This is a genomic window from Streptomyces sp. URMC 126 (assembly GCF_051386555.1).
Lineage (GTDB): Bacteria > Actinomycetota > Actinomycetes > Streptomycetales > Streptomycetaceae > Streptomyces.
On the sequence record NZ_JBPQTX010000224.1, the window covers coordinates 1 to 11,863 of the forward strand.

The following is an 11,863-nucleotide window of genomic DNA, read 5'->3' on the forward strand; positions in this document are numbered from 1 at the left end:
ATAAGAGACAGCCCCGTCTCCGTCTCCGTCTCCGCCGGAGCCGCGCCCCGCCGTCCGTCGCGCGCCGCCAGCGGCCGGTCCGCGCGCAGCGCCCGGAACAGCGGGGCCGCCGCGTCCTCGTCCCACCGCACCGTCGACCCGACCCCGGGCACCGGGAAGTCGACGGACGCGATCGGCACCGACGTGAACTCCGTGGCGGCGGGCCGGAGGGAGCGCAGGGTCCGGCCCAGCTCGACCAGCTCCGTCCCCTCGAAACCGCGGTCCGCGCGGACCGCGCCCAGCAGGGCGGCGACGACCCGGCGGAACACCGGCGGGTCGAGCAGCACCCCGCTGCTCGTCGCCCGCTGGAGCAGGGCGGCGACGAAGCGCTGCTGGCGGCGCATCCGGCCGAGGTCGGCGCTGGCGTCGACGTGCCGGGAGCGGACGTACTGCAGGGCCTGGCCGCCGTCCAGCGTGCTCGTACCGGCCGGCAGGTCGAGCCCGCTGTGGTCGTCGTGGAGCGGTTCCTCGGTGCAGACGCGCACCCCGCCGACCAGGTCGACGGTGCGCATGAAGCCGGCGAAGTCGATCTCCAGGTAGTGGTCGACGTGCACCCCGGTCAGTTGCTCGACGGCGCGGACGGTCAGTGCGGGGCCGCCCTCCGCGTAGGCGGCGTTCAGTTTCTGCGGGTGGGCCGGGTGGAACGCGCCCGACGCGTCGGTGCGGTCGGGCAGGACGGTGTACGTGTCGCGGGGCAGGCTGACGACGGACGCCCGGTCGCGGCCCTGGGAGAGGTGGACCAGCATCATCGTGTCCGTGCAGTGGCAGGGCGCGCCGCCCAGGTGGTAGCGGGCGCGCTGGTCGTCGGTGACGGCGTCGCGGCCGTCGGTGCCCACCACCAGGACGGTGGTGCCGTGGCCCGTGCGGGGGCGGTGGGAGAGCCCGGCGAACGGGTCGACGCGGCGGATGCCCCGGTCGATGCCGTGCACGACTGCGTGCCCGGCGCCGCTGGTGACGAGGATGACGAGGGCGAGCGCGGTGGCGACGCGCAGTCCCCAGCGGGGCCGGTGCGGGGCTCCGTGCCGGCCCCGGTCCTGGCGGGGGGCGCTGTCCGGTTCTGGCACTTCGTGACCTCCGCGACAGGCTGGGATCACCCCCGGCGCGGCAGGGGGAGCGAACCGGGACACCGTAGGCCGATACGATCAACGGTCCGCGTTTCCACGCCGTCCCGGCCCCGTCCGCCACCCGGGCGGCGCGGGTCCGTGTCCCCCGTTCGCGGTAACGTGGCGGCGTTTCCGTCCGCCGCGGGGTGAACCCCTGACCCCCGTACCTCCGAGGAACCATGCCAGAGCAGCAGCCGCCCGCAGTTTCCGTGATCATGCCGGTGCTCAACGAGGAGCGTCATCTGCGCACCTCCGTGCGGCACATCCTGGAGCAGGACTACGCCGGTGAGCTGGAGGTGGTGATCGCCCTCGGCCCGTCCGCCGACCGTACGGACGAGATCGCCGCCGAGCTCGTCCGCGAGGACCCCCGGGTGCACACGGTGCCCAATCCGACGGGCCGCACCCCGGCCGCCCTGAACGCGGCGATCAAGGCGTCGCGTCACCCGATCGTGGTGCGGGTGGACGGGCACGGCATGCTCTCGCCCGACTACATCAAGACGGCCGTGCGGCTGCTGGACGAGACGGGCGCGCAGAACGTCGGCGGCATCATGCACGCCGAGGGGGAGAACGACTGGGAGCGGGCCGTGGCCGCCGCCATGACCTCGAAGATCGGGGTCGGCAACGCGGCGTTCCACACCGGCGGCGAGGCCGGCCCGGCCGAGACGGTCTACCTGGGCGTCTTCCGGCGGCAGGCGCTGGAGCAGCAGGGCGGGTACAACGAGGAGTTCATCCGCGCCCAGGACTGGGAGCTGAACTTCCGCATCCGCGAGGCGGGCGGGCTGATCTGGTTCTCGCCGGAGCTCAAGGTCTCGTACCGCCCCCGGCCGAGCGTGCGGGCGCTCGCCAAGCAGTACAAGGACTACGGCCGCTGGCGGCACGTCGTCGCCCGCTTCCACAAGGGCTCGATCAACCTGCGCTACCTGGCGCCGCCGACCGCCGTCGTCGCCATCGCGGCCGGGCTCGTGGTGGGCGCCGCGGTGACGCCGTGGGCGCTGGTCGTCCCCGGCGGCTACCTGGCGGCGATCGTCGCCGGTTCGGTGCCCGCGGGCAAGGGGCTGCCGCTGAAGGCCCGGGCGCAGATCCCGGTGGCGCTGGCGACCATGCACATGTCCTGGGGCTTCGGCTTCCTCACCAGCCCGCGCTCGCTCGCGAAGCGTGTGATCGCCAGCCGGCGGCCGGCGGTCCGGGCGTAGCGGACGCGGACGTCATCGGAAGGGCCGCCTCCACCGGCCGGCAACGGCCCGAGGCGGCCCTTCCGTATGTCACGGTCCGCATGTCCCGATCCGTACGTCCCGGTCCGAGCGACCCGGACCCGTACGTTCCGACGGTCCGTCAGAAGCGGTTGATCGGGTTGACCTCCATGCAGGCCGACGCGTCGTCGCCGTTGAGCGGGTCGGCGCTCTCCGGGGCCTTATTGTCGTTCTCCGGCTTGCCCTTGCCGTTCTTGGGGTCCTCGTCCCCGGCGGCGGGCTTGCTCCCGCCGGACTTCTTCCCGTCGGCCTTCTTGGCTTCGCCCTTCGCGTCCGCCGGCTTCGGGTACGTGTCGCCCTCACGCCAGTCGCCGCCGATCACCAGCGTCACTTGCTCCGCCGACGGGGACAGCCGTACGGCGTCCTCCGGCAGGCCGAGCGCCTTGGCCACGGCCAGGGCGTCGGCGCGCTGCGTCTGCTTCGGATAGGTGATCGTGGTGTCGGCCTGGGCGCGCGGGGTGGAGTCCGACGTGGCCTTGGTGAAGCCCTGCTTGACGAGGTACGACGCGATGTCGGAACCGCGGCCCGCGGCGGGCGGGAGGACGGCGGTGCCGGTGCCGTTGAAGACGGTGACGGCGATACGGTCCTTGGCGACCTTGGCGCCCTTCTTGCCCGTGCCCTTGGCCTCCGCCGGCTCGGGCTTCTTCTTGTCCTTGCCGTCCAGCGCGATGTCGTTGCGGATGAGCGAGAACAGCTTGTCGGCGTCGCCGGCCTTGGGGATGACGTGGGCGTCCGGGTTCTGCGGGTCCTGCACCCAGGGCATGGTGGTCATGGTGATCCGGGCGGACGGCACCCGCTTGATGTCGTTGCCGAGGTCGTAGAGCTTCTTGACCGAGCCGAGGTCCTTGTCGACGGTCAGCGCCTTGGTGGCCGCCTCGGCGAGGTCGGTGAGCTGCCCGGGGTCGCTGAGCCGGCTGCCGGACTTCAGCTGACGGACCATCGCGTTCATATAGAGGTGCTGGGCGTGGGTGCGGCCGATGTCGCTGCCGTCCTCGAAGCCGTGCCGGGTCCGCAGCCACTGGAGGGCCTGCTCGCCCTTGATGGTGTGGGTGCCCTTCTCCAGCCGCAGGCCCGACTTGTCGTCGTGGATGTTGCTCTTCACGCAGACCGGCACGCCGCCCACGGCGTCGGCCATGCTCACCACACCCGCGAAGTCGATCATCATGAAGTGGTCGACGGGGATGCCGGTGAGCTCCTCCCAGGTGGCCACCGTGCAGCCCGGACCGCCGTTCTGGAGGCTGGTGTTGATGATCTGGCTGCTGGTCTCCTTGTAGACCTTGCCGTCGGCCGGGTCGGTGCACTTGGGGATGGTCACGCGGGTGTCGCGGGGGACGCTGACGACCGACATGTTGCTGCGGTCGGCGGAGACGTGGACGAGCATCTGGACGTCGGCGAGGGCCGGCCGGTCGGCGTCCTCGCGGGCGCCGCCGAGGTCCTGGTTCTCCTTGCTGCCGCGGCTGTCGGACCCCAGGAGGAGGATGTTGAGAGGGCGCTGGCCGGCGGCGTTGGGGACGCTCCGGTCGAGCTGCTTGTCCCCGAGGTTGAGCTTGCTCTTGCGGATGTTGCCGTTGAGGTGCCGGTAGTAGAGGTAGCCGGCCGCGGACGCCCCGAGGACGAGCAGCGCGAGGCAGAGCGCGACCCAGCGGACTATTCGGATGCCGCGGCGGCGCGGCGGTCTGCCGCCGCCGGACGGGCGGCCGGACGTGTCGCCGCCGCCTTCCCCCGAGGCGGGGGAAGCGCCCTCGCCGACGGCCTTCCCCGCACCGGCCTTCCCCGCACTCGCCTTTTCCGCACTCGCCTTCCCGGCATCCGCCTTCCCGGCGCCCGTCTTCCCGGCATCCGCTTCCCCGGCGTTCGCCTTCTCCGCGATCGCCTTCGGTTTTCCCCCGGTTTCGGCCTTTTGTTCCCCCCGTGGACCGTTGAGCCGCATTGGGCCTCCCCCTGAATGGTGCGCACGGCCCGCAGGGCAGGTGCGTTACCTGGTGACTCTGTTACCGGGTAGTGAGATGCACAGGTGTGTTCGCAGGGTTCACTGCGCGCAGATTCGATCCGCGGCTTCGACCCGCTGAATGTCCTTGGGCGCCTGCTTCGGTGCCTTCGGCGGGGTGACCGGCACGCCGGCGCCCTTGAAGTCCGCTCCCAGGGTGAGAGTCATGTCGGCGAGGGGGGCCGCGTCCTTGTCGGTCTGGTGGAGGGCGTCGGCCGGCAGTCCCATGACCTCCGCCAGACGGCGGGCCTGGTCGGCCTGGTTGGGGGCGAACTCAAGGACGGTCTTGGGGACCTTCTTGCCGCCGGGGCCCGCGTTGCCGCCGTTGCCCGCGTGCGCCATGCCCTTGGTGTTCTGCATCCAGACGACGGTCTCCTGGGCCGCGCCCAGCTTCCCGCTGCCGTTGAGCACCTTGACGCGGACCTTGGCCGGCTCCGCCTTGGGGCCCTTGAGGAGGGCCGCCTGCTTGGCGTCCTTCTCCTTCTCGGCGGCCTTCTCCTTGTCCTTGGCGGCCTTCTCCTTGCGCTTCACCTCGGTGAGGGAGATGTCCTCCCGGACCATGGCGAGCAGCGGGTCGGCCTTCGTCTCGTCCAGGATGACCGTCTTGTGGACCTTGCCGTCGGCCGGGTTGTCCTTCACCGGCAGTGTGGCGAAGGTGATGTTCTTCAGGTTCACCTGGCTGAGTTCCTTGGCCAGGCTGGTGAGCTTGGAGATGGACCCTATGCCGGTGTCGACCGTGAGCGACTTGGTGGCCGCGTTGCTGAGGTCGTAGAGCTTCTTGGGGTTGGTGAGGGTGTCGTCCGACTTCATCTTGCGCATCATCGACCCCAGGAACTGCTGCTGGAGCTTGATGCGGTCCAGGTCGCTCTCGAAGCCGAAGCTGTGCCGGGTACGGACGAACGCCAGGGCCTGCTCGCCCTCGATCTCGTGCTTGCCGGCGGAGAGCTTGAGGTGCGACTTGGGGTCGTCGACGTCCTTGCCCACGCACACCTCGACGCCACCGACCGCCGACGACAGCGACTTGACGGCGTTGAAGTCCGCCATCATGAAGTGGCTGACCTTGAGCCCGGTGATCTTCTCGACGGTGCGCCAGGTGCAGCCCGGGTCGCGGTCGCCCTGGCCCAGGCTCTCGTTGAAGCGCACCTTCTTGGAGCCGGGGATGATGCGGGTGGTGCCGTCCTTCTTGGTGGGGCACTCGGGGATGTCGATGATCATGTCGCGCGGGATGGAGATCACCGTCGCGTTGGAGCGGTCCTCGGAGACGTGGAAGAGCAGCGTGGTGTCGGCGTGCCCGACGCTCCCGTTGTCGCCGTAGCCGGTGTTGCCCTTGCCCGACCGCTTGTCCGTGCCGATCAGCAGGATGTTCACCGGGCCGTCGGGAACGGCCTCGTTGTCGACGCCGACGTCGACCTTCTCGATGTTGCCGTTGAGGTGCTGATAGAGGAGGTACGCGCCCAGCGAGCCGCCGACCAGCAGGAAGGCCAGGGTGCCGCCGGTCCACAGCAGGACCTTCTTCTTGGCGCTCTTCTTCGGCTTCGGCTTGCGGCGCCCGGTGGCGGCGGTCGCGGCCGGGGCCTTGGCCTTGCCGGCCCGCCGGCCGCCGCGCTGCTCCGGCAGCGGGCGTCCGGCGCTCCGCTGCCCCGGCGCGGGCTTCTTCCGCTGGCCCGGCGCCGTGCCCGAGGTGCCGCCCGAGGGATTCCCGCCGGAGGGATTGGACCGCGCACCGGCGGGGGAGACATGTTCGGGGGAGGGGCCCGACGTGTCGGAGGGGTCGAGGCGCAGCTCGTAGCTGCCGGTCTTGGGGTCGAACACCCACTGGTCGGCGGGGTCGATGCCGTCCGCCCGCCCACGGCCTTGCGCGTCCACGGTCGCTTGAGTCCTCCGTCGGTGCCACGCGGCGCCTGTCCCCGAGGCGCTCGGTCATGTCGTCTTGCGGTGCGCGGGTCACCGGCCGTGCGCACCGGACCGCTCACACTATCCGCCCAGTTCAGCGGGTAGCGACGTCAGTGACAAATCACGCACCCCTACAACTGGGCAATCCGCCCCATCTCTTCGCCGGAGTGCCGCCCCCGACGGTTTCGCCGGGGCGAAAAGTCCGATCGTACCCCCGCCGCCGTCAGCCGCAGATGCCGCGGGCCGCCGTCGTCCCCTCGTAGGTGGGGGGAGCGGTGGGTGACGGGGTGGCCGAGGCGGGCGGCGAAGGGTCGGCCACGGGGGCCTCGGAGGGCTCCGACTCATGGGGCACGGCGGCGTGTTTGCCGTCGGCCGGGCGGACGTGCGGGGTGACGGGCACCGGCCGGTCGTGCCGCAGCAGCTCGAACAGTTGGTCCGCGTCCGGCTGCACCAACTCGTCGCGGGCCGCGTTGTACTGGTACGGCCGGCGCGGCACGGTCAGGAACTGGACGTGGTCGGTGGGGATGTTGCGGACCGTGCGCACCAGGTCGTACATCTTGCGCAGCGAGTCCAGGCCGCCGTCGGTGGTGAGGGACTTCGTCGCCGCGTCGAGCACGGGGTAGAGCCGGGTCGGGTTGAGGAGCACCCCGTCGCTGCGCATCTCCTGGAACAGGGCCCCCAGGAATTCCTGCTGACGGCCCATGCGTTCGGTGTCGCTGCCGTCGCCGATGCCGTACCGGGCGCGGACGTAGCCGAGAGCCGCCTCCCCGTGCAGTACCTGCCGCCCGGCGGGCAGCTTCAGCCGGGCCTCGGGGTCGTCCATCGGCCGCTTCAGGCAGACCTCGACACCGTCGACCGCGTCCACCAGCCGTTTGAAGCTGGCGAAGTCCACGATGATGTGGTGGTCGACGCGGATGTGCGTGATGTTCTCCACGGTGCGGATGGTGCAGGCGGCCCCGGCGTCCTCGAAGGCCCAGTTGAACTGGGCGAAATGCTCGTTGGTGTAGCTTCCGTCCGGTTTACGGCAGCTCGGGATCTTCGCCATCAGGTCGCGGGGCATGCTGACGGCCGTCGCGCTCTTCCGGTCGGCGGCCAGGTGCAGCAGGATCGTGGTGTCGGAGCGCTGGGTGCCGCTGTCCGCGCCGTACTTGCCGTTCTCGGCGCCGCTGCGGCTGTCGGAGCCGATGATCAGGATGTTCTGGGCGCCCGCGACCAGCGCGGTGGGGCGCTCCCGCTCGTACCGCGCCAGCTCGTTCGCCGTCCGGGTGTCCGTGGTGATGTTGCCGTCGAGCCGCTGGTAGAGCACCCAGGTCAGCGTCGTCGCCGCGATCAGCAGCACCACCAGCCCCAGCAGCAGCCGGCGCACCCAGCGGCGCCGGCGCCGCGGCGCGCGGGGGGCGCCGTCCGGGGCCGGGCTGCCGGGGCCGGACGGCCCGGACGGCCGGAGAGGTGCGCCTGAGCTGTGGGCCACGGGTGCGCGACTCCCTCCGGGGCGGGTCTCGGGGTGCCTACCCGCCGATCATCGCCCCGGAGCGGCGGCCCGGCAGCGCCAGAGGGCCGTCAGGGGGCCGTCACGGTGACGCGTTCGCTCGCCCGGCGCTGTGCGAGGGCCTCCTCGGAGAGCCGGTCGAGGTGGCGGCAGAGCACCACCGAGGCGTCCGCGGCCAGAGGGGCGTAGAGGCCGGCGGCGAGGCCGTCCCAGGTGTCGTACGGCAGCGCGGAGAGCAGCCGCCCGCCGGGCTCCAGCCCGAGCCCGGCCGCGACCGCGCGCGCCTGTTCGACCACCTGTACGCCCGTCAGCTCCCGGCCGTCCACGACGAGCGCCGGGGCCTGCGGGTCCACCGGGGCGTACGGGGCGAAGCGGTCGCCCTGGCCGGGCACCTCGACCGCGTAGTCGAGGAAGCCCTCCGGCGGCTGCGGGAAGCGTCCGCCCAGCGGGCGCAGGGCGAGCGCCACGCGCTCCCCCGAGCAGGCGCGCGCCTCCTCCAGCCGGTCCGGACCGCTCACCACGAGGTCGGCCGCGGCGGGGTCACCGCCGATCTCGGCCACCACTCCGACGGAGGAACAGGCCACCAGCCAGACGGCGGTCTGCCAGTGGGCGGGGAGGAGGAGCGCGAGACGGTCGCCGGGCTCGGCGGCCAGGTCGCCCTGGAGCAGATTGGCGGTCTTGGCCACCCAATTGGCGAAGGTGGCCACGGACAGTTCCACGCGTTCGCCGGTGGCGTCGTCGTAGAAGGTCACGAGCGGGCGCGCCGGTTCCGCGGCGAGAGCGGAACGCAGCAGGTCGGCGGGGGTGCGGTCGGTGGCGTTCATCCCCGGAAGGGTACGCCGGGCGGGGCGTGACGGTCAGTCGGACGGGCGTGCCGCCAGAGCCGTCGCGGGCCGACAGGCCGTCACCCGATGAATGGACAGGTTTGTTCAGGTATGCGCAGGATCTGTGTCATGCGTGGATTCCTCGTCACCTCGGCGGTCACCGCCTGTGCCGCCACCTTGACCCTGCCCGTCCTCGGCGCACCCGGCGCGGCCTCCGCGCCCGCCCGCCCGGCCGCGGCCCCGCCGGAGGTGCCCGCCGCCGCCCCGCCGAAGGCCCCGGCCGCGGCCGGGGCGCGGGCCGCCGCCCGGGGGAGGATCCCGGGAGCGACGTACTCGCTGCCCCTCGTCCCGCTGGCGACCGCGGACGGCACCGAGACCGCCGCGCACGGCAGGACCCGGGCGCAGGCGGCCGGGGCCGGGGTGCGGGGCCTGCGGCCGCAGCGGGTGAAGCCCTTCTCGCTGGTCGGCATCGTCTGGGACGACGCGGGGGCCGAGCTCCGCGGCCGCGCCCAGGTCCGTACCCGCGCCCTGGGCGCCCGGACCTGGTCCGGGTGGCAGGACGTCCAGGTGGAGGACCACGACCGGCCCGACCTCGGTACCGCCGAGGCTCGGTCCGGCGGCCGGGGGGCCACGGCGCCGCTCTGGGTCGGGGCCTCGGACGCCATCGAGGTGCGGGTCCGTCCCGCCGCCCCGGCCGGCCGGAAACCGCAGGCCACGCTGCCGCGCGGGCTGCGCGCCGAACTCGTCGACCCCGGCTCGGCCCCGGCCGCCCGGCCCCGCGCCCGGGCGGCGGCACCCGCCCCCGACGACGAGGAACGCGCCACCTCCGCGGTCAACGCCCCGCTCGCCCCGCTGGGCGCCCACGAGATCCCCGCCGCCGCCCACCGGCCCACCGCGACCGAGGTCGCCGCCCTCACCGCCGTCGCGCCGGGCGCCAGTGTGAGCTCGTCCGACACCGGGGACGGCGGGGACGGCGGATCCGACGGGTACGCCACCGGCGGGACGGGCGGCGCCGGCGACCGGTCCGGGACGGAGGACGACGCCTCGGCGGCGGAGGAGGCGGCGACCGACGGAGCGGAGGGGGCCGCCGAACCCACGCGGCCCCCGGCCGAGCCCCCGGGCGCCGAACCCGGCCGGCCGGGCGGACCCGCCGACGGCACGGACCTCGGCGACACGTCCGGCGACGCGGCGGACGCCAACGGCGTCGTCGACTCGGCCGCCGACGACGACACCGACACCGGCGCGGCCTACGGCGGACACGCCGGTCCGCGCCCGCGCATCGTCACCCGGGCCGGCTGGGGCGCCGACGAATCACTGCGGGAGAAGGGCTTCGTCTATACCAAGAAGGTGAAGGCGGCCTTCGTCCACCACACCGCCTCCGGCAACGGGTACACCTGCGCCCAGTCCGCCTCCGTCATCCGAGGTATCTACCGCTATCACGTCGTCAGCAGCGGCTGGCGGGACATCGGCTACAACTTCCTCATCGACAAGTGCGGCACCGTCTACGAGGGCCGGGCAGGCGGGGTGGCAAAGCCCGTCAAGGGCGCCCATACTCTCGGTTTCAACACGAACAGCATGGGGATCGCGGTGCTCGGCACGTACGGGAAGACCAGCCCCGCCACGGCCGCGGTCAACGCCGTGGCCGCCCTTACCGCCTGGAAGCTCGGCCTGTACAACGCCAACCCCCGCGGCACCACCACCCTGGTGTCGGCCGGCGGGAACCTCTTCAAGAAGGGGGCGAAGGTCAAACTCAAGGTCATCTCCGGACATCGCGACGGCTACTCCACCGAATGCCCCGGCGACCGGCTCTACGGCAAGCTCGGCACCGCGCGCAGCGCGGCGGCCAGGCTCCAGGGCCGCTGACCCCGGTCCGCCGGATGGCGTCCGTCGCGCTCCGGGCGCGCCCGGCCGGGCGCCCGTCCAGCGCCCGGACGGGACCTGGCAGGCGCCCCGGCGCCTCTCGCCCGGGCCGTAGCGGAGGCGCGCCGTCCGCTCGGTCCCTACCGTCTGCATACACTGGCCGCCGTTCACGGCCCGGCCCCACCAGGAAGCAGAGACGAACACGTTGACTGAACCGCATCAGCCGCCTCCGCGCGAAGCGATCCTCCTGGTCGGCGGCAAGGGCACCCGGCTGCGTCCGCTCACCGTGCACACCCCCAAGCCGATGGTCCCGGCGGCGGGGGTGCCCTTCCTCACCCACCAGCTGGCCCGGGCCCGGGCGGCGGGCATCGAGCACATCGTGCTCGCCACCTCCTACCTGGCCGAGGTCTTCGAGCCGTACTTCGGCGACGGCTCGGCGCTCGGCCTGCACCTGGAGTACGTCACCGAGGTCGAACCCCTGGGCACCGGCGGCGCCATCCGCAACGTCGCCCACCGGCTGCACTCCGGTCCCGACGACCCCGTGCTCATCTTCAACGGCGACATCCTCACCGGCCTCGACATCGAGGCCCTGATCGCCACCCACCGCACGGCGGACGCGGACGTCTCCCTCCACCTCACCCGGGTGACGGACCCCCGGGCGTACGGGCTCGTCCCCACCGACGCCGACGGGCGCGTCACGGCCTTCCTGGAGAAGCCGCAGACGCCCGAGGAGATCGTCACCGACCAGATCAACGCCGGCGCCTACGTCTTCGACCGGTCCGTGATCGACACCATCCCGGCCGGCCGCCCGGTCTCCGTCGAGCGCGAGACCTTCCCCGGCCTGCTGGCCGACGGCGCCCACCTGCACGGCATGGTCGACTCCACCTACTGGCTGGACCTCGGCACCCCCCAGGCGTTCGTCCGCGGCTCCGCCGACCTCGTCCTCGGCCGCGCCCCCTCCCCGGCGGTCCCCGGCCGCTGCGGCGAGCGGCTGGTCCTGCCGACCGCCGAGGTGGCCCCCGACGCCAAGCTCATGGGCGGCACGGTGATCGGCGCGGGCGCCCGGGTCGAGTCCGGCGCCCGGGTCGACGGCAGCACGGTCCTCGACGGCGCGGTCATCGAGGCGGGCGCCTCGGTCCGCGACTCCCTCGTGGGCGCGGGCGCGCGCGTCGGAGCGCGGACGGTCCTGGACGGCGCGGTCGTCGGCGACCACGCGGAGATCGGCCCCGACAACGAGTTCCGGTCGGGCGCGCGGGTGTGGTGCGACGCGCGGATCCCGGGCGGGGCGGTGCGCTTCTCCTCGGACCAGTAAGGGAAAGGGAGGGGCGGCCCGGGCCCGTCGGCGGTACGTCGGGGCGCCCGCCTCCCGGACGACCTCCGAGCCCCGGCCGGCCCGGCTGCCCCAGCCGCCTCCCCGC

The 11,863-nt window shown here is 73.1% G+C and carries 8 protein-coding genes; 3 read left to right on the forward strand and 5 right to left on the reverse strand.

Annotated features, from left to right (window positions below; genetic code table 11):
• Nucleotides 1-1,103 (reverse strand): LCP family protein (locus ACSNOK_RS23670; protein ID WP_436782772.1); only part of this gene is annotated, 1,103 nt, incomplete at its 3' end.
• A 218-nt stretch (nucleotides 1,104-1,321) separates the two neighbouring features.
• Here ACSNOK_RS23670 and ACSNOK_RS23675 point away from each other — a divergent pair.
• A complete protein-coding gene (locus tag ACSNOK_RS23675; protein ID WP_436782773.1) occupies nucleotides 1,322-2,335 on the forward strand; it encodes a glycosyltransferase family 2 protein in 1,014 nt (337 codons plus the stop codon).
• A gap of 139 nt (nucleotides 2,336-2,474) precedes the next feature.
• Here the strand turns inward: ACSNOK_RS23675 and ACSNOK_RS23680 are convergent, their stop codons facing one another.
• The 4 genes from ACSNOK_RS23680 to ACSNOK_RS23695 form a co-directional block, all read right to left on the reverse strand.
• A complete protein-coding gene (locus ACSNOK_RS23680) occupies nucleotides 2,475-4,322 on the reverse strand; it encodes an LCP family protein (RefSeq protein ID WP_436782774.1) in 1,848 nt (615 codons plus the stop codon).
• A gap of 99 nt (nucleotides 4,323-4,421) precedes the next feature.
• Entirely contained in the window at nucleotides 4,422-6,245 is a 1,824-nt protein-coding gene (locus ACSNOK_RS23685) for an LCP family protein (RefSeq protein ID WP_436782775.1), read from the reverse strand.
• Between the two features lie 250 nt (nucleotides 6,246-6,495).
• Nucleotides 6,496-7,743: an LCP family protein gene (locus ACSNOK_RS23690; protein ID WP_436782776.1), complete on the reverse strand. Its 1,248-nt coding sequence runs from the start codon at nucleotides 7,741-7,743 to the stop codon at nucleotides 6,496-6,498.
• A gap of 89 nt (nucleotides 7,744-7,832) precedes the next feature.
• A complete protein-coding gene (locus ACSNOK_RS23695; RefSeq protein ID WP_436782777.1) occupies nucleotides 7,833-8,585 on the reverse strand; it encodes a TIGR03089 family protein in 753 nt (250 codons plus the stop codon).
• A gap of 129 nt (nucleotides 8,586-8,714) precedes the next feature.
• Between ACSNOK_RS23695 and ACSNOK_RS23700 the strand changes: the two genes are divergently transcribed.
• Both ACSNOK_RS23700 and ACSNOK_RS23705 read left to right on the forward strand, forming a co-directional pair.
• On the forward strand, nucleotides 8,715-10,448 hold the full coding sequence (locus tag ACSNOK_RS23700) for a peptidoglycan recognition protein family protein (protein WP_436782778.1): 1,734 nt from the start codon (nucleotides 8,715-8,717) through the stop codon (nucleotides 10,446-10,448).
• A 202-nt stretch (nucleotides 10,449-10,650) separates the two neighbouring features.
• The gene (locus ACSNOK_RS23705) at nucleotides 10,651-11,757 is read left to right on the forward strand and encodes a sugar phosphate nucleotidyltransferase (RefSeq protein WP_436782779.1); all 1,107 of its coding nucleotides are present in this window, start codon (nucleotides 10,651-10,653) and stop codon (nucleotides 11,755-11,757) included.
• Nucleotides 11,758-11,863 lie beyond the last annotated feature (106 nt).

What these genes read in the sequence shown, in the direction of transcription:
- ACSNOK_RS23680 (WP_436782774.1), bottom strand. Translation starts at nt 4,322, where the DNA reads ATGCGGCTCAACGGTCCACGGGGGGAACAAAAGGCCGAAACCGGGGGA.
- ACSNOK_RS23700 (WP_436782778.1), top strand. Translation starts at nt 8,715, where the DNA reads ATGCGTGGATTCCTCGTCACCTCGGCGGTCACCGCCTGTGCCGCCACC.
- ACSNOK_RS23695 (WP_436782777.1), bottom strand. Translation starts at nt 8,585, where the DNA reads ATGAACGCCACCGACCGCACCCCCGCCGACCTGCTGCGTTCCGCTCTC.
- ACSNOK_RS23675 (WP_436782773.1), top strand. Translation starts at nt 1,322, where the DNA reads ATGCCAGAGCAGCAGCCGCCCGCAGTTTCCGTGATCATGCCGGTGCTC.